Source organism: Arthrobacter sp. DMZ02-1R (assembly GCF_057747935.1).
Map to the genome: position 1 here is coordinate 2,449,697 of NZ_CM173230.1, position 18,104 is coordinate 2,467,800.

Annotated in this window: 16 protein-coding genes; 8 read left to right on the forward strand and 8 right to left on the reverse strand. The window is 64.6% G+C overall.

Annotation, left to right across the window (positions count from 1 at the left end; all coding sequences use genetic code 11):
• Positions 1-14: 14 nt before the first annotated feature.
• From AC3ANQ_RS11905 to AC3ANQ_RS11920, 4 genes are all read right to left on the reverse strand, one after another.
• Entirely contained in the window at positions 15-221 is a 207-nt protein-coding gene (locus AC3ANQ_RS11905; protein ID WP_488305312.1) for a hypothetical protein, read from the reverse strand.
• A gap of 42 nt (positions 222-263) precedes the next feature.
• Positions 264-638, reverse strand: coding sequence for a DUF948 domain-containing protein (locus AC3ANQ_RS11910; protein WP_488305234.1), 375 nt, complete (start codon positions 636-638; stop codon positions 264-266).
• Between the two features lie 150 nt (positions 639-788).
• The gene (rpsD, locus tag AC3ANQ_RS11915; RefSeq protein ID WP_078108983.1) at positions 789-1,409 is read right to left on the reverse strand and encodes a 30S ribosomal protein S4; all 621 of its coding nucleotides are present in this window, start codon (positions 1,407-1,409) and stop codon (positions 789-791) included.
• Positions 1,410-1,579: 170 nt separating this feature from the next.
• Complete coding sequence (locus AC3ANQ_RS11920; protein WP_488305235.1) at positions 1,580-3,055, reverse strand: replication-associated recombination protein A; 1,476 nt, start codon at positions 3,053-3,055, stop codon at positions 1,580-1,582.
• Positions 3,056-3,096: 41 nt separating this feature from the next.
• Between AC3ANQ_RS11920 and AC3ANQ_RS11925 the strand changes: the two genes are divergently transcribed.
• Positions 3,097-3,798, forward strand: coding sequence for an acVLRF1 family peptidyl-tRNA hydrolase (locus AC3ANQ_RS11925; RefSeq protein ID WP_488301239.1), 702 nt, complete (start codon positions 3,097-3,099; stop codon positions 3,796-3,798).
• Here the strand turns inward: AC3ANQ_RS11925 and AC3ANQ_RS11930 are convergent.
• Complete coding sequence (locus AC3ANQ_RS11930; protein ID WP_488301240.1) at positions 3,782-4,957, reverse strand: RsbRD N-terminal domain-containing protein; 1,176 nt, start codon at positions 4,955-4,957, stop codon at positions 3,782-3,784. The genes AC3ANQ_RS11925 and AC3ANQ_RS11930 overlap by 17 nt on opposite strands.
• A 178-nt stretch (positions 4,958-5,135) precedes the next feature.
• Here AC3ANQ_RS11930 and AC3ANQ_RS11935 point away from each other — a divergent pair, with 178 nt between their 5' ends.
• From AC3ANQ_RS11935 to AC3ANQ_RS11950, 4 genes are all read left to right on the forward strand, one after another.
• Complete coding sequence (locus tag AC3ANQ_RS11935; RefSeq protein WP_488301241.1) at positions 5,136-6,629, forward strand: amino acid permease; 1,494 nt, start codon at positions 5,136-5,138, stop codon at positions 6,627-6,629.
• Positions 6,626-7,900 carry a M20 family metallo-hydrolase gene (locus AC3ANQ_RS11940; protein WP_488301242.1) on the forward strand — a complete coding sequence of 425 codons (1,275 nt, stop codon included), beginning with the start codon at positions 6,626-6,628 and terminating at the stop codon, positions 7,898-7,900. The genes AC3ANQ_RS11935 and AC3ANQ_RS11940 overlap by 4 nt, the downstream gene beginning before the upstream one ends.
• A complete protein-coding gene (locus AC3ANQ_RS11945) occupies positions 7,897-8,721 on the forward strand; it encodes a nitrilase-related carbon-nitrogen hydrolase (protein ID WP_488301243.1) in 825 nt (274 codons plus the stop codon). The genes AC3ANQ_RS11940 and AC3ANQ_RS11945 overlap by 4 nt, the downstream gene beginning before the upstream one ends.
• Positions 8,722-8,795: 74 nt before the next feature.
• Positions 8,796-10,442, forward strand: a complete 1,647-nt coding sequence (locus AC3ANQ_RS11950) for a flavin monoamine oxidase family protein (RefSeq protein ID WP_488305313.1) — start codon at positions 8,796-8,798, stop codon at positions 10,440-10,442.
• Positions 10,443-10,465: 23 nt separating this feature from the next.
• Here AC3ANQ_RS11950 and AC3ANQ_RS11955 read toward each other — a convergent pair whose 3' ends face one another.
• The 3 genes from AC3ANQ_RS11955 to hisS form a co-directional block, all read right to left on the reverse strand.
• Positions 10,466-11,236, reverse strand: coding sequence for a GNAT family N-acetyltransferase (locus AC3ANQ_RS11955; protein ID WP_488305314.1), 771 nt, complete (start codon positions 11,234-11,236; stop codon positions 10,466-10,468).
• A gap of 96 nt (positions 11,237-11,332) precedes the next feature.
• Positions 11,333-13,114: an aspartate--tRNA ligase gene (gene aspS / locus AC3ANQ_RS11960; protein WP_488301244.1), complete on the reverse strand. Its 1,782-nt coding sequence runs from the start codon at positions 13,112-13,114 to the stop codon at positions 11,333-11,335.
• Positions 13,115-13,259: 145 nt separating this feature from the next.
• Entirely contained in the window at positions 13,260-14,612 is a 1,353-nt protein-coding gene (gene hisS, locus AC3ANQ_RS11965; protein ID WP_488301245.1) for a histidine--tRNA ligase, read from the reverse strand.
• Between the two features lie 208 nt (positions 14,613-14,820).
• Here hisS and AC3ANQ_RS11970 point away from each other — a divergent pair, with 208 nt between their 5' ends.
• The 3 genes from AC3ANQ_RS11970 to AC3ANQ_RS11980 all read left to right on the forward strand — a co-directional run bounded on the left by AC3ANQ_RS11970 (position 14,821) and on the right by AC3ANQ_RS11980 (position 18,097).
• Complete coding sequence (locus AC3ANQ_RS11970; protein WP_488301246.1) at positions 14,821-15,636, forward strand: peptidylprolyl isomerase; 816 nt, start codon at positions 14,821-14,823, stop codon at positions 15,634-15,636.
• Between the two features lie 65 nt (positions 15,637-15,701).
• Positions 15,702-17,378, forward strand: coding sequence for a DUF349 domain-containing protein (locus AC3ANQ_RS11975; RefSeq protein ID WP_488301247.1), 1,677 nt, complete (start codon positions 15,702-15,704; stop codon positions 17,376-17,378).
• 89 nt (positions 17,379-17,467) lie between these two features.
• Positions 17,468-18,097 carry a type IV toxin-antitoxin system AbiEi family antitoxin gene (locus tag AC3ANQ_RS11980; RefSeq protein ID WP_488301248.1) on the forward strand — a complete coding sequence of 210 codons (630 nt, stop codon included), beginning with the start codon at positions 17,468-17,470 and terminating at the stop codon, positions 18,095-18,097.
• The last annotated feature ends 7 nt before the right edge of the window (positions 18,098-18,104 follow it).

Below are 18,104 nucleotides of genomic sequence, written 5' to 3' on the forward strand. Positions count from 1 at the left end.
GCGAACCGCGGTGGCTATCCGGCGTCGGGCTCGTTGATGCCGAGCGCGGACCGGAGGTCCGCTTCCCGTTCATTCATTCCGGCACGCACTGCGTCGGCGAAGTCATACACGCCATCAGCCAGCCGGGCTACGGCGCGGTTCAGGCCGTCGGGACCGATATTGGCCTTCGCTTCGGTGATCTTGCGGAAGGCAATGATTCCGATTGCCACGCCGATCCCCATCCAGACGATTCTTTTCACAATGTTCCTGACTTACGAACGGGTTCAGCGGCTGCGGCGGCCATTGCTCGATTTGCGGCGGTTGGAAAAAGCCGAACGCACTCCGTAGCCGAATGCGGCCACCTTGATGAGCGGTGAACCGACAGTTGCGGCCACCAGCGAGGACAACGCGGAGATGTTGGCTGAGGCATCGGAAACGTTGGAGGTGATGCCATCCACCTTCTTCAGCTGCTGGTTGGTCGTGGAGACCGTCGCCGTGACTTCATCCATCAGCGGCGTCGCTCCGTCGCTCAGCGAGCGGATGGAGGTGCGGACTTCGTCAAAGACCCGCCCAAGTTTGAGGATCGGGACAGCCAGCAGCAACACAAGGAGCGCAAAGACTCCGGCCGCGATCAGGCCTGCAATATCGCCACCAGTCATGGACACTCATCTCCTAGCATTTGTTGCGTTGCGGTGGGCGCGCTGTGCGGCTCCGCACAGGCGGCCCCCGGCATGGCTTCCCCAAGTACCTTACATACAAAGAAGCCCGCGGCGCGTGCCACGGGCTTCTTTGTATGCGCTTGCTGGAATTTAGCGAGCGTAGAATTCGACGACGAGCTGCTCTTCGCAGGTCACGGGGACCTCGGAGCGCTTCGGGCGGCGAACCAGGCGTGCCTGCAGGGCATCAATCTTGACGTCCAGGTAGGCCGGAACGGAGTTCAGGACGTGTGCACCGGCAGCTGCAACCTGGAACGGAGCCATGACTTCGCTGCGGCTGTGAACGTGGATGAGCTGACCTTCCGCAACGCGGAAAGACGGACGGTCCACGCGAATGCCGTCAACCAGGATGTGGCGGTGCACAACCAGCTGGCGGGCCTGGGCGATGGTGCGGGCGAAGCCTGCACGCAGCACGAGTGCGTCAAGACGCATTTCGAGCAGTTCGATCAGGTTTTCACCGGTCAGGCCCTTGGTGCGACGTGCTTCTTCGAAAGCACGGGTCATCTGGGCTTCGCGGATGCCGTACTGGGCGCGCAGACGCTGCTTTTCGCGCAGACGTACGGCGTAGTCGGAGTCCTGCTTCTTGCGGGCACGGCCATGCTCACCGGGGCCGTACGGGCGGCGCTCCATGTACTTGGCGGCCTTGGGGGTCAGAGCGATGCCGAGTGCACGCGAAAGGCGTGCGGTACGGCGAGCACGAGTGTTGTTAGCCACTTGTGTCCTTCCAATATCTGCGGTGTGTCAGTGTTACTGGCCTCCATGAGGGAGAGCATCGGCCAACCGCTGCCTTTTGCTACGGGGCGCAGGGCACAGGATCAAAACGTGAATTTTGATGGAATGTGCGTCCGCGCCTTGCCAGACAAGCATCCATCCTACCATGAGGCTTACTCGCCTCGGATGATCCTGCGTAGCCGCTCGAGTCGGGGAGCAATGTCCCGTTCCCCTCCGTTTCCAGTGGGTTCGTAGTAGTCCTTGCCCACCAGGTCATCCGGCGCGTATTGCTGGGTGGCTACGCCATGCGGGGCGTCGTGGGCGTATGTGTAGCCCTGACCGTGCCCAAGTCCCTTCGCTCCTTGGTAATGGGCGTCCCGCAAGTGCGCCGGAATCCCGACGCCCATCCCTGCGCGCACATCGGCGATGGCCTTATTGATGCCCATATAGGCGGCATTGGATTTTGGCGCAGTGGCCAAGTGCACCACGGCTTCGGCGAGGATGATCCGACCCTCGGGCATCCCGATCAGCTGCACTGCCTGGGCAGCGGCGACGGCGGTCTGAAGCGCGGTTGGATCCGCCATGCCGATGTCCTCGGCAGCGGAAATGACGATCCTGCGGGCCACGAAGCGAGGGTCTTCGCCGGCTTCGAGCATGCGGGCCAAGTAGTGGAGGGCCGCGTCGACGTCCGAGCCGCGGATCGATTTGATGAACGCGCTGGCGACGTCGTAGTGCTGGTCCCCCGCCCGGTCGTACCGGACAGCGGCCACGTCCAGGGCCCGCTCCGTGTGGCGGAGTTCGACGACGATCGGAGCCTCGGGGGCGCCGTCACCTGCGAGCCCCTCCTCTTCGGAGGCGTCGCCGTCGTCGTTCCGGTCCCCGTAGGCGACGCCAGCGGCGGCCTCCAGCGCCGTCAGCGCGCGTCGGGCATCTCCCCCGGACAAGCGGACCAAGTGCTCGAGGGCTTCCGGGCTGAGCTCTACCTTCCCTGCCAGGCCGCGGGCGTCGGCAACGGCCCGCTGCAAGAGACCTTCGACATCGGCATCCGTGAGGGGTTTCAGGGTGAGCAACAATGACCGGGACAGCAGCGGCGAGACAACCGAGAAGGACGGGTTTTCAGTTGTAGCCGCGACCAGGACTACCCAGCGGTTCTCGACGCCGGGAAGCAAGGCGTCCTGTTGGGCCTTGTTGAAGCGGTGGATCTCATCAAGAAAAAGCACGGTTGTTGTCCGGTAAAGGTCCCGCGCGGTGAGGGCATTCTCCATGACAAGCCGGACATCCTTGACGCCGGCGGTGATCGCCGACAATTCAACGAACTTCCTGCCGGGTCCACGGGCGATGACGTGGGCAAGCGTCGTCTTGCCCGTACCCGGCGGTCCCCACAAGATGACCGAGCTTGGACCGGCGGGACCGGCGGCGTCGGCCCCCGCGGCAAGCTGCCGCAACGGAGACCCCTGGCCCAGCAAGTGCTGCTGTCCCACGACGTCGTCCAGTGTCCGGGGCCGCATGCGAACGGCCAGAGGACTCCGCGGCGACGCCGGACGCGCTGTGCCTGCACGTCCATCACCGGAACGGTTCGAATCGGCCGCCTGGCTGCCGGCGTCGTCGTCGTCGTCGCTGTCCGCGCCGGCACCAAAGAGATCTTCCACATGGATAGGCTACTCATGATTCCAGCGAAGGAGACATCGACGTGGAGACCCGGCCATCCGGCCCCAACGAAAAGCAACCCCCACGGGCGGGGCGCACCGCCTTCATCCCTGGTCCCCGGTTGCCCGGTTGGGTGGAGCGCTTCGCCGCGAGCCATGGCGCGCTTCAGGAAGAGCCCGACGACGGCGGCACGCTTTTGCGGGCTGCGGACGGCACGCTTCTATTAGCGGCAGACGGCGCCAGGGCGCTGCTGAAAGCCCCCTGGCCAGTTGATGGTAGGCCCGGCAAGGGCGTCAACACGGTGGAGCGTTTGGCATCGCTCGCTTCACAGGAAAGGCGGCTCGGAGTCATTCTGGTCCGCCGGGGCGGCTACGCGGTGGGTGTGGTGATCGGCGGCACAGTGTCTGCCTCCAAATCGGGTTCGCGCTATGTGCAGTCGCGGTCCGCGGCGGGAGGATCCTCGCAGCAGCGGTTCGCCCGACGTCGCGAGAATCAGGCCAACGCCCTGGCTGAGGCAGTGGCCGGACAGGCCGCCCACGTCTTCGCCGGGCAGGGCGTTGAATACATCGTCCTCGGCGGGGACGCCGCACTTGCCGCAGCGGTCTTGGGGGAAGCGGCGTTGAAGGAATACGCATCGCGGAAAAGGCTCGCGTTCCTGGCAGTCGCCGACCCCAACGCAACCGTCCTTCGCAGGGCCGCGGCAGATGCGTGCGCCGTGCGGATCGAGGTCACGGATCCGCAGTAGCGGCTCGCAGCGCCAACACCGCCAACGCAAGATCGGTGGGGTTCTGGAGGTCCAGCCCGGTGTACCGTTCGAACGCCGCCAACCGGTTTACCACTGTGTTCCGATGACAAAAGAGCTTGCGTGCAGTCTCCACCAGGCTGCCTGTTCCGAGGAACGTTGTGGCCGCTTCGAGGATGCGTGCCCGTTCCTGCGGTGCGCAGCCTTGCAGCTTGGGAAACACGAGCAGTCCCGGATCGCAACCGAGCTGGGACAATCTGTGCCTCGTGATGGACAACCACCGGTCCCTGAGGGTGAAGACGCCAACGCTTCCCATGGGCAAATCGCGCATGACTTCGCGGGCGGCGGCAGCCGAGGTTCTCACGCTGCCGAGGCCTTCAGCCAGCGGGGCCACGGCTACTGCCATGCCATCGAAGAGGACTGACTCTTCATAGATGAGCGCGTCGCTAAGCTCCGCGTGGCCCTGCCCGCCGCGCTTGTGGATAACCAGGGTGTGGTGCTCTTGGTCGAAGGTAAAGAAGGCTTCTATTCTCTTGGCCCGGTGACGCAGGCGGCGTTGTACGGTCAGGCTGTCTTCCCTGCTGACCGCTGCTACAAGGAACCGTGCGCCGACGTCGACGCGCAGGGCACCGGCGATCCTGGAAAGATCCGATTCCGACGGTTCCCCGGGGGCCAATAATTGCGAGAGGTACTGGTGCTGCAGATCGGCGTTTGCCCGCTCGATATCCTCCAGTTCAGCGACGTACCGCGCCTGGACGCGTGAGGCGAAGGTGTCCACCGTGCGCCAGACGAGTTCGGTCCTGCTGACAAGCAGCGCCGGATCCACGGCCAAGGCGGATGCGGACAACGCATCCCACACCACGGAAAAGTCCAACCTGATCGCGCGCACCAGGCTGTCCAAGGGGAGCCCTTGCATGGCGCGGCGCTTGCCCAGCTCTGCGGCGATGGACTCCAGGGCGTCCATGCTGGTTCCTCCGTCCCGCAGCACGCCGAGAATGGCCACCAAGGAATCGTGGCTGCTCCGGCGAACGTCCTCAATGGTCAGCCCGGATTCGCTGTACACCGGATCCTGGAGGATTCTCGCGATGAATGTATCCACCATGCCAGGGATCAGTTCCGACAACGCCGCAACCACGCCCCGCCACTTCTCATCGTCCGTCATGGCACCTCCACTGTCCTCCTTCATCATGCCTCCCCAAGAGGAATGGCCGCTTGTACCTTCGTACATTAATTGGCCCCGATTCGAGGTGAAGTTGTCATTGGCCGCGCCACCGTTGCTTGGGACGATCGATGTCAGCCGTTTTTGTGCGGCTCCCAAATTTATAGGCCAGGAGTTTTCGATGACCACCAACATCCCTGTCGAGGAGCGGCCAACGGCTGTCCGCTCCGACGAACAGTCCGGATATAAGAAGGGCCTGTCCAACAGGCAGGTGCAGATGATCGGGATGGGCGGTGCGATCGGCACCGGCTTGTTCCTTGGCGCCGGAGGCCGGCTTGCCTCGGCCGGTCCTGTCCTTCCCGTTGTCTACGCGATCTGCGGCGTCTTCGCCTTCTTCGTCCTGCGGGCTCTAGGCGAGCTCGTCCTCCACCGCCCGTCGTCGGGCTCCTTCGTTTCCTACGCGAGGGAGTTCTTCGGCGAAAAGGCTGCCTATGTTTCGGGCTGGGTGTATGCGATCTCCTGGGCGCTCACGGCGATCGTGGACATCACCGCCATTGCGGTCTACTTCCATTACTGGACGGCCTTCAGTTCCGTTCCCCAGTGGGTCCTGGCCCTGGCCGCACTGGCGGTCGTGACCGGCGTCAACCTGATTTCGGTCAAGCTCTTCGGTGAACTCGAGTTCTGGTTCGCCATCATCAAGGTGGGTGCCTTGGTGGCCTTCCTGATCGTTGGCGGCATCTTCTTCGCCGGCAACTTCCCAGTGGCCGGCCACAGCCCCGGTTTCTCCCTGATCGCCGAGAACGGCGGCCTGCTCCCGAACGGGCTCCTGCCGGCCGTGATCATCGTCCAGGGCATCGTGTTCGCCTACGCCGGGATAGACCTGATCGGTGTCGCGGCCGGTGAAACAAAGAACCCGGCGAGAGTCATGCCCAAGGCTGTCAACGCGGTGATTTTTCGGATCGCTATCTTCTACGTCGGGTCTTCGGCGCTGCTGGCCCTGCTGCTTCCCTTCAACGCGTACAAGGCCGGCGAATCGCCGTTCGTGACCTTCTTTGCCGCCATTGGAGTCCCTGGTGCAGGCGATGTCATGAACTTCGTGGTGCTGACCGCGGCGTTGTCCAGCCTCAACGCGGGCCTGTATTCCACCGGACGCATCTACCGCTCCATGGCCCAGTCCGGCACCGCGCCCAAGTTCATGGAACGGATGAGCCGCGGCGGTGTTCCCTACGGCGGAATCCTCTTCACCGCGGCCATCACCTTGCTGGGCGTGGGACTGAATGCCGTGGTTCCGGCCATGGCCTTCGAGATCGCCCTCAACGCGACGGCCCTGGCCATCCTGTGTACATGGGGAACCATCGTGTTGTGCCAGCTCAAGCTCTACAAGCTGTCCAAGAAGGGGCTCATGCTCCGGCCCGCATTCCGGATGCTTGGCGCTCCCTGGACCTCCTACCTCACTTTGGCCTTCCTTGCCGCCGTCATGGTCCTCATGGTCTTCGACTTCCCGGTCGGGACATACACGGTCGCATCGCTCGCCATCATTGTCCCGGCGCTCATCGCCGGGTGGTACGCCGTCCGCAAACGAGTGCACGAATTGGTGATCATCAATCCCGGAAGCCATGTCCTTCCGGTCATCCCGTCAACCCTCAAGAACGAAATGGAAGGCCCCGCATCATGAGCACCCCTACTATCGGCATGAACGCCGGCGTCATCGCCTCCGAGGCCTTCCTCCGCGACTTCCGCAGCCTCTCCGCCATTGGCGAGACCCCAGGCCATGGCGTGGACCGGCAGGCAGCAACCACCGCCGACGCACAGGCCCGCACCTGGTTCACCTCCTTGGCTGCCCAGTACGGCTTCCGCACCGAAACGGACCAGGTAGGCAATCTCTACGCGCTTCTGGAATGGACGCCCGGCGCGCCCTACGTCCTGGTTGGATCCCACCTCGACAGCCAGCCGACAGCCGGCAAGTACGACGGCGCCTACGGAGTTGCTGCCGCCCTGCACGCCGGCCGGCGCCTGGCCGAGTCCACCGTTCCCGGGGAGAAGCCCAAGTACAACCTGGCCGTGGTGGACTGGTTCAACGAAGAGGGCTGCCGCTTCGCGCCCTCCATGATGGGAAGCTCCGTCTACACCGGAAAACTGCCGGCTGAAACCGCCCTCGCCATCACCGACGTCCATGGCGTCACCGTGCGCCAGGCGCTGTCCGCCATCGGCCAGCTCGGCACCGGCAACGGCCCCCAGGCCGCAGCCTACGCCGAGATCCACATTGAGCAGGGCCGGTCCCTCGAGAACTCCGGAACCACGATAGGCCTGGTTCACTCTTGCTGGGCCGCAGCCAAGTACAGCGTCACCGTGCACGGCGAACAAGCCCACACTGGTTCGGCCGTCATCGCCGACCGCAAGGACGCCCTCCTGGGCGCGTCCCGGCTTGTCGTCCTGCTGCGCGAGATCGCAGACCACTTCCCGGGAGCCGTGCTGCACACTTCAGTGGGGCAACTGACCGTCTACCCGAACTCCCCGGTGGTGGTTCCGTCCAAGGTGGAGCTAGTCATGGACATGCGCACCGCAGACGAGCACGTGCTGGCCGCGGCCAAAACGCTGCTCCGTGCCGGCATCTCCCGCATCGAGGCCGAAACCAACGTCTCGATCGACGTCGAGGAATCCCATGCCTGGGGCATCAATCCGTACCAGCCCGCCGGCGTCGAACTGGCACGCGAATGCGCCGACAAGCTGGAGCTAAGCAGCGCACCGGTGTTCACCCTGGCCGGCCACGACTCGATCAACATGAAGGACATCGTTCCCACGGTCATGCTGTTCGTCCCCAGCGTGGACGGCATCTCGCATAACGAGCGAGAGTTCACGCACGACGACGACGCCTGCGCCGGGGTGGACATGCTCACCGAAGTGGTGGCCCGCCTCTGCCGTGGAGATCTGGACGGGGTGAAATGACACTCGCGCACGGGCCCGATGTGCGTATTGCCGTCCTTCAGGCCACCGGCCTCGTTAACTCGGCAACGGAAAACCTCCGGCTCATCGCGGCCCGGGCGCACGAGGCCAGGCAACGCGGCGCAGAGCTCCTGGTCACCCCGGAGCTGTTCACCAGCGGCTACGCACCAACCGTGGTCCACGGCACCGACGGCGCCGCACAGCGCGAGCAGCTCGCCGCCATCGCCGTCGAGCATGGCATCGCACTGGTGGCCTCCACCGTGGAACATGAGGACGGCAGGCACTACATCAGCGCCTCCCTGTTCGGCCCCGACGGCACGGAACTGGCCCGCTACCGCAAGCAGAACCTCTTCGGCACAGACGAGAACTCCGTGTTCACGCCCGGAAGCGAGGCGCCCGCCGTCGTGGACTTCAACGGCGTCAAGATCGCCCTGGGCATTTGCTTCGACGTCGAGTTCCCCGAGTTCGTGCGGTCCACCTCCCTGGCGGGCGCCGAGTTGCTGTGTGTGCCGACGGCGGTACCCCTCCGGGCCGCGGACGACGCCGGCGAGCAACCCTTCAACACACGGCTGATCCCCTCCATGGTGGTCCCCACCCGCGCGCTCGAGAGCCAGCTCTTCATCGCCTACGCGAACCACGCCGGCCCGGACTTCGCAGGGTTAAGCACAGTCGCCGACCCGTACGGCCGGCGCCTGGCGACGGCGTCCGGCGAAGCTGAGCTGATTCTCGCCGACGTGGACCTCGCGGTCCTTGCCCAGGCTCGCCAGGACACGGACTACTTGGCCCGCCTCATGACCAACGAACCCACCGCAACAAACCACTAAGGACACAAGTGACCATCGCAGCCACAAGCACTCCGACTGCATCCGCGACCGCAACCGCGGCCGCTCCCATCACCATGCTCAACCCGGATTTCCCGTTCCCGTATGATGACTTCCTCGCGCACCCGGCAGGGATCGGCAGCGTCCCCGAAGCCATGCACGGCACCGAAGTGGCAGTCATCGGCGCGGGCCTTTCCGGACTGGTTGCCGCCTACGAACTCATGAAGATGGGCCTCAAGCCTGTCATTTACGAATCCTCCAGGATCGGTGGCCGCCTCCGCGGCGGGACCCAGCCAGGACAGTCCGCCCCCGTGGCGGACCTCGGTGGCATGCGCTTCCCACGGTCGGGACGGTCCTTCTTCCACTACGCGGACAAGGTCGGGATCGAAACCCAGCCGTTCCCCAATCCGCTCACCCCGGCAGCGGGAAGCACGGTGATCGAACTCGGCGGACAGGCGCACTATGCCGAGACCGCCGCGGATCTTCCACAGTTCTTCGGCGACGTCGCCGCCGCGTGGGACGACTGCCTTGAGGAACGCGCCCACTTCACGGCGATGCAGGAAGCCATCCGGAACCGCGACCTGGCCACCATCAAGAAGCTCTGGAACGAGTTGGTCCCGAAGTTCGACGACGTCTCCTTCTCCGGCTACCTCGCCACCTCCAAGGCGTTCTCCACGCTGCCGTTCGAATACCGGGAGGCCTTCGGCCAGGTCGGCTTCGGCACCGGCGGCTGGGACACCAATTTCCCGGATTCGTTCCTCGAAATCCTCCGTGTGGTCTACGTGGACGCCGACGCCGAGCAGCACCGGATCATCGGCGGCGCACAGCTTCTCCCGGAGCGGCTGTGGAACCACACTCCCGAAAACCTGGCCCATTGGACGGCCGGCACCAGCCTGGCGTCACTGCATGGAGGCCACCCCCTTGGGGCCGTGACTTCCGTACGACGGCTGGCCAACGACGACGGCACCCCGGGCGACATCGCCGTCACGGACAAATGGGGTAAGGAAGCCCGCTACCCTGCCGTCATCGCCACGTGCCAGAGCTGGTTGCTCTCGGCGCGCATCGACGTCGACGAATCACTCTTCAGCCACAAACTGTGGACCGCGATCGAACGTAGCCACTACATGCAGTCGTCCAAGACCTTCGTGGTGGTGGACCGGCCTTTCTGGAAGGACATCGACCCCGAAACCGGACGCCAGGTCATGAGCACCACGCTCACAGACAGGCTCACCCGCGGAACCTACCTCCTGGACAACGGCCCGGACCAGCCAGCCCTGATCTGCCTGTCCTACACCTGGAACGACGACGCCCTCAAGTGGCTCCCCTTGGATGCCGACGAACGGGTCCGGCTCATGCTGCATTCACTCAGGCAGATCTACCCCACGGTGGACATCGCCTCGCACATCGTCGGTGATCCCATCACGGTCTCCTGGGAGGATGATCCCAACTTCATGGGCGCCTTCAGCGACAACCTCCCCGGCCACTACCGCTACCAGGAACGGCTCTACACCCACTTCATGCAGGAAGGTCACTTGCCGGAACACCGCGGCATCTTCCTCGCAGGGGACGACATCTCCTGGACCGGAGGCTGGGCCGACGGAGCCGTGACCACGGGCCTCAACGCTGTGTGGGGAGTCATGACGCAGCTGGGCGGCGGCACCCCTGGGGACAACCCCGGCCCTGGCGACCGCTTCGATGAACTGAAACCGATCCGCCTCCCCTAGGCAGTCCGGCTAGCGGCTGCCTTCTAGCAGCCTGACAACGCCCGCTGGGGCCGGGCCTGCCGGTAGAGGTACCTGCCATGTTCTGCGAAGCCGGCGCCCTCGTACAGAGCCTGGGCGCCGGTATTCGAGGCCATCACCAGTAACCAGAACTCCGACACCCCTCGGCGGTTGCCAGCCGCAAGAAGCGCGTCGAGGACTTGCCGCCCGTAGCCACGGCGGCGGTGCTTGGCCGTGGTGGCCATGCAGTAGATCCCGCCCCTGCCTTCCACCAAGGCGAGGCGTCCGACGGCGGCCAGGGCGCCGTCGTCGTCCCTCACGAGAGCGTAGAGGGACGGGCAAGACGAAAGGATGTTCCGCGCAATCTCCAGCTCGGCGTCTCCCCCGCGCCCGTCCACCGACCACCACAGCCGGAGCCACTCTTCGGACGGCTCGTCGGAGATCTCGACGCCGCCAGCCAGGTGACCGTGCCGGGTCCGGGAAAGCTCGCCGCCCGGCCGGACCATGATGAGCGTTTCAGACTGGCGGGTGAATCGTTGCGCATCAAGCACCGCGTTCAGGCCGGTGCTGCGCTCGTCCTCGACAATCTGGAAGATCAGCGGGAGGCGCCGGGAGCGATACCACCGGGTCGCGGCCCGCACTGCCGATTCGTGGTCATCGGCCTGCTCCCTGGGCCAGACCGAGTTTGCCCGCTGCGTGACGCCACCTGCGGCCCTCATGACCCATCCGCCGGTGTCCTCACGATACGGGGCCGGCCATGCGCGGTCCATCAGCTCCTCTATCAACCCAAGGCTCATCTGCTCGGCCACGTGTCCTCCTCAAAGTCAATCGCCGTCATGATACGCCGAAGGCCTCCGCAACTGCGGAGGCCTTCGGTCTGCTACTACGGTTCGTTAGTCGGACTTGCCCTGCGGCTTGGCCTCAGGCTTGAAGTCGACTCCGGCTTCCTTGCGCTGCTGCGCCGTGATGGGCGCAGGAGCAGCGGTCAGGGGGTCGTAGCCGCCGCCCGACTTCGGGAAAGCGATGACGTCGCGGATCGAGTCAACGCCGGCCAGCAGGGCCACGACGCGGTCCCAACCAAAGGCCATGCCGCCGTGCGGAGGCGCGCCGTACTTGAATCCCTCAAGAAGGAAGCCGAACTTGGTCTGCGCGTCTTCCTTGTCCAGGCCCATGAGCTCGAAAACTCGCTCCTGGACATCGGCCTCGTGGATACGGATGGAACCTCCGCCGATTTCGTTGCCGTTGCACACGATGTCGTAGGCGTAGGACAGGGCCGATTCAGGGTCCTTGTCAAACGAGTCCAGGAACTCGGGCTTCGGAGAAGTGAAGGCATGGTGCAGGGCCGTCCACTGGCCGCCACCCACTGCGACATCGCCGGAAGCGACTGCCGCAGCAGCAGGTTCGAACATCGGAGCGTCCACGATCCAGACGAAGGCCCAGTCCTTGGGATCGATAAGGCCGGTGCGGTGGCCGATCTCGACGCGGGCGGCGCCCAGCAGGGCACGGGACGGGGACTTCTCGCCGGCGGCGAAGAAGATGCAGTCGCCGGGCTGTGCGCCCACGGCGTCGGCGAGGCCGGCACGTTCGGTGTCCGTGAGGTTCTTGGCAACGGGGCCCGTGAGCTCGCCGTCTTCCTTGAACAGCACGTAGGCAAGTCCCTTGGCGCCACGCTGCTTGGCCCATTCCTGCCAGGCATCCAGCGCTCGGCGGGCCTGCGAGGCACCGCCGGGCATGACGACTGCGCCAACGTAGGGAGCCTTGAAGACACCGAAGTTCGTGTCCTTGAAGAACTCGGTCAGTTCGGTGAGTTCCAGGCCGAAGCGCAGGTCCGGCTTGTCTGAGCCGTACTTGGCCATTGCCTCGTGGTACGTCATGCGGCGGATCGGCGTCGGGATCTCGACGTCGATCAACTTCCACAGTGCTTTGACGATGCTTTCGCCGAGCTCAATGATGTCGTCCTGGTCAACGAAGCTGGCTTCGATGTCGAGCTGGGTGAATTCCGGCTGTCGGTCCGCACGGAAGTCTTCGTCCCGGTAGCAACGGGCAATCTGGTAGTACTTTTCGAAACCGCCAACCTGGAGCAGCTGCTTGAAAAGCTGCGGCGACTGCGGAAGCGCGTACCAGGAACCCGGCGCCAGACGCGCCGGAACCACGAAGTCACGGGCGCCTTCCGGCGTCGAGCGGGTCAGCGTGGGGGTTTCGATCTCCACATAACCCTGCTGGTGAAGCAGTTCGCGGGCCACGCGGTTAGCCTCGGAACGCAGGCGCAGGTTGTGGGCGGGGCCGGGGCGGCGCAGGTCGAGATAGCGGTGCTTGAGGCGCGCTTCCTCTCCGACCTCCACGTGCTCGTCGATTTGGAACGGCAACGGGTCCGAGGTGTTGAGGATCACCACTTTCTCGGCGATGACCTCGATCTCGCCGGTGGCGAGGTGCGGGTTCTCGTTGCCTTCGGGACGCTTGCTGACGGTGCCCACGATCTGCAGCACATATTCGTTGCGCAGGCCGTGGAAGACCTCTTCCTCGCGAACAACCACCTGGGCGACACCGGACGCGTCACGCAGATCGACGAAGGCCACGCCACCGTGATCGCGGCGGCGGCCTACCCAGCCTGCCAGGGTAACGGTCTGTCCAATGTGCTCGGAACGCAAGGATCCGAGGTCATGTGTGCGCAGCACAGCATTCCTTTCAACATGATTTTCAGCGGATCATGACAAAACGATCCCGTTCGAGTTTACCCGTATCGATGAATCGCCGCCCCATCAGGCGGTGCCCCGACCAGTTGTGGCCGGCCGGTTACCGCCCGCGGGCGCCGGTCCGCGCTTAGCGGGTGGTGATGCGGACGTGGAGATCCTCTGCGGACGGCTCCCAGCTGGCGGGATCCGCGTCCACCTGCTCGCCGGAGCGGATGTCCTTCACTTGGTGCTTGCCGTGGTCGTCCGTGAACCAGACAAAAGGTATGCCGCGTCGATCGGCGAACTTGATCTGCTTGCCGAACTTCTCGGCCTTGGCCGCAACCTCGGTCGCGATCCCCCGCCCGCGCAGCTGGGCCGCGACGTCCTGGGCAGCGGACCAGCTGTCGTCGTTGTTCAGTGCCACCAGCACTGCCGTAGGAACCGAGCGGGATGCCGTTGCGAATTCCTGGCTCAGGATGCGGGATACGAGGCGGGTCACGCCGATCGAGAGCCCGACGCCGGGGAACTTGCGGTTGCCCTTGCTCGCGAGAGCGTCGTAGCGGCCGCCGGAGCAAATGGAACCGAGCTGTTCGTGTCCCACCAGGACGGTTTCGACGACGGTACCGGTGTAGTAGTCCAGGCCCCGGGCGATGCTGAGGTCGGCAACAACCTTGCCGGGGGCGCGCTGCACGGCGGCCTCGATAACTTGTTCGAGTTCGCTGAGGCCTTCTTCGAGCAGCTCGTCCGTCACACCGAGTGCGCGGACCTGCGCCACAAAGGAGGTGTCCTCACTGCGGATGCTTGCAAGCTTCAGGGCAAGTGCCGCCTGCTCATCCGTGGCGCCAAGCTCGGTCTTGAGCAGTTCGGCGACTTTCGCGTCGCCGATCTTCTCGAGCTTGTCGATGCTGCGCAGCACCCCGGCGGTGTCGGTGAGGCCGATACCGCGGTAGAAGCCTTCAGCCAACTTGCGGTTGTTGATGCGCAGGCGGAAGTCCGGAATGGGAAGCGCGCTCAGCGCCTCGGCGATCACCAGGGCGATCTCGACGTCATAGCGGAACGGCAGTTCGCCGTCGCCCACAACATCAATGTCCGCCTGCGTGAACTCGCGGGCGCGACCTTCCTGGGGACGTTCCCCCCGCCACACCTTCTGGATCTGGTAACGGCGGAACGGGAAAGCGAGGTAGCCGGCATTTTCCACGACATAGCGGGCGAAAGGAACCGTCAGGTCGAAGTGGAGGGCCAAGGCATTGGGATCCGCCTTGTCCGACTTTCCGCCCTCGCCGGCATCCTCATCTTCCTGCAGGCGACTCAGGCCGTATACCTCTTTGTCGATCTCGCCCTTGCGCAGGAGTTGGCCGACCGTCTCAACGGCACGGGTTTCGATGGAGGAGAAACCGTGAAGTTCGAAGGTCTTGCGCAAGGTGTCCAGCACATGCAATTCCACCAACCGCTCCTGGGGAAGCCACTCGGGGAATCCGGACAGGGAGGCGGTACGAGCCATGGTGGAATTTTCTCCTCAATGATTGCGTCGGCCGGACCTGCCTCAAAGAACCACGGGCCGATTCGGCTCAGGATGGGCTGGCGCCCAGCCAGTCATGCATAAACTATGTGCGGCAGCCAGTTTATGCTTTCGGCGCCTGCACATCTAATGCAGGCGCTTGGCTTGGGTTGCCTGCGATGGAAGCATGTCCAGACAACCAGGAGGACTCTTGGCTACAAGGTCGCGGGACAACCGTGAAGCCAAACGGCGCATCAGGCAGATGGAAGCCAGGCGCGAGCTTCGGCGTGCCCAGGGCAAGCGGCGCCGCCGGGACAATGTGGTCGCCGTCGGTGTGGCTGCGGCCGCATTGATCGCCGCCGTCGTACTTCAGCTCACCGTGTTCAACTCGAACCCGAGCGAGTCGGAGTTCGCAGCGGCGCAGGCCGGGCTCAGTTCGCCGTCGGCGTCGCCTTCCGCCACGGCCACAAACAGCGCGGGGACAAACAGCGCGGACATTCCCAAAGCGGATACCGCGGCAGGCAAGACTTTCACTGGCCAACTCAGCCTCAACGGTGGGATTGTCGGTGTCGAACTGGACGGCACCACGGCTCCCCAGGCCGCCGCCGTCTACAAATCCCTCACCGACGCGGGTTACTACAGCGGCCTCAAGTGCCCGCGACTGACCACTGCCGACAACTTCTCGGTGCTGCAGTGCGGCGCCAAGGGGGCGGACACCACTGATGACCCCAACTTCCACTGGGGACCGCTGGAGAACACGCCCGCCAACAACACCTATCCGGCCGGAACAGTCGCCGTCGCCAGGACGGGCAACAACGCCTACGGCAACGGGCACCAATTCTTCATCGTGTACAAGGACACGGTCATTCCCCCGGATTCCGCCGGCGGGTACACGATCGTAGGCAAGGTGACGAGCGGGATGGATGTCGTGACGAAGATTGCCCAAGCGGGCATTAGTCCGGGCAGCAGCGCCACCGACGGCGCCCCTGTGGCACCTGTCACGATAGACTCGTTTTCTCTGAAGTAAACAGCCCGGACAACGGTCCACGGCTCGTTACCTTAGTAATCCCTCCAAGCGAAAGACTTTTAGCGGTGACAGACAGTCAGAAATCCGACGAAACTGCAGTAGTGGCCAACGAAGAAGAAATCCAGGCACCGGCAGCTGCCGAAACCGGCGTTGAATCAGCCGCGCCGGTAGAGGACGCCGCCGAAACCGGCGTTGAATCAGCCGCGCCGATAGAGGACGCCGCCGAAACCGGCGTTGAATCAGCCGCGCCGATAGAGGACGCCGCCGAAACCGGCGTTGAATCAGCCGCGCCGATAGAGGACGCCGCCGAAACCGGCGTTGAATCAGCCGCGCCGGTAGAGGACGCTGCCGAGTCCGCACCGAAGCCTGCTTCTCCGACACCACGCCCGGCTCCCTCGCACGCACCATCTCCCGCAGCATTTGCTGCCCGTCCGAAGGCCGCAGCGAGCGTGATTCCAGCCGCACCAGCTGCACAGCCCACCGCTGTGTCGCTCGCGGAGGCCGCCAAGTGGGGGCGCGCGGAGGGTGACGGTCATGTCTTCCTGACCATCGACGGCGAAGAGCAGCCGGTGGGACAGTACCCAGGCGTGAGCACTGACGAGGCGTTGGCCTACTTCGCCCGGAAGTACGAGGACGTCGTCGCGCAGATCGTGCTGATGGAACACCGCGTGGAGTCCAAGGCCCCGGCCACGGACATGCAGAAGACGGTGGACCACCTGCGCGAACAACTGGCTGAGCGCAACATGGTGGGCGACATCCGCACCGCGGAAACCCGCTTGGACGCGTTGGCCGGACAGATTTCTGAACTGGAAAAGTCCGAGAAAGCCGCGCACGACGCCGCTCGCGCGGCCGAACTCGCTGCGCGCGAAGCAATCGTTGCAGAGGCCGAATCCATTGCGTCCCAGGATCCGTCCCAGGTCCAGTGGAAGACGTCCAGCGCCCGCATGAACGAACTCTTCGAAAGCTGGAAGACGGCCCAGAAGAACGGCATCCGGCTCGGGCGGAGCAACGAGGACGCCCTCTGGAAGCGGTTCCGCTCGGCCCGTACCGTGTTTGACCGCCACCGCCGCGCCTACTTCTCCCAGTTGGACAGCACCAACTCGGCTGCAAAGGTCGCCAAGGAACAGCTGATTGTCGAGGCCGAAGCCCTCTCCAGCTCCACGGACTGGGGATTCGCGGCCGGCGAATACCGCCGCCTCATGGACCAGTGGAAGGCTACGCCTCGCGCCAGCCGCAAGGACGATGACGCCCTCTGGCTGCGCTTCCGCGCCGCCCAGGACGTCTTCTTCAGCAACCGCCAGGCCGCCAACGATGAGATTGACCAGCAGTACACGGTCAACCTTGCCGTCAAGGAAGATCTGATCGCTGAGGCCCAGGCATTGCTGCCGATCACGGATCTGAACGCCGCCAAGAAGGCCCTTCAGTCCATCCGTGACCGTTGGGAAGAAGCCGGCAAGGTACCGCGAGCCGACATGGGCAGGATTGAAGCCGGCCTGCGCAAGGTCGAGGACGCCGTCCGGGAAGCCGAAGACGACAAGTGGCGCCGGAGCAACCCGGAGACCAAGGCCCGCACCAACAGCGCCCTGTCGCAGCTTGAAGCTGCAATCGCCGGCCTGAGGGAAGACCTCGAAAAGGCCGAAAAGGCCGGAGACCAGCGCCGCATCAAGAATGCCCGTGAGGCCCTTGAGGCCCGCGAGGCTTGGCTCGACCAGATCCAGCGCTCGGCCAGCGACCTCGCCTAGACTATCCAGGCTGACAGGCCCTGTCCCGGTTATCCACATAACCGGGACAGGGCCTGTTTTCGTTGCCGCAGCCACGCGATGATTGCTTAATGGCCTCTGGATTCCCTCCCCCGAAACAACAGGATTTCCTCGCCCAGGAACTATATGAGCCCAGCCCGCTGTTCACTTGGGCTGAGCTTCAATCAATGGCCGGCGACGGCGTGCTCACACCGCTTTACGAGAAAAGCTTCACCCCTCCCGGACTGGCTGTCACGCCTCGGCTTCGCGCCCGCGCAGCCGCCTCGGTGGTTCCGGATCGCATCCGCAGGAAAGTCATTGCGGGCCGGATGACTGCGGCCTGGATCTACGGTTGCGCCGATGCCCCAGAGAGGCTCTCGCTCCTGGTGGACGCGAAACACCGCATCTCGAGCGTGCGATCGGCCCGGGGCTGCATTCTGCACGAGGTCCGATTGGGCCAACTGGATGTGGTCAGCATCGGCGGACTGCTGGTGACCAGCCCGCTCCGGACGGCCGTGGATGTCGCCATGCACGTCGAAGCCGACAGGGCCGTGCCTGCCCTGAGAAGCCTGCTCTCCAAGGATGAACTCGGCGTCCGGTTGCGGCTCCTGACCCTCGCCGTGGAGGCCTCCCCGAGGGTCCCCCACAAGAAGGCTGCGTTGCGCAAGCTCGCTGCGCTATCGCTTCAGTCTGATGCATTCCCACCCGAGGCGGCCGCCTGAGTTCCTA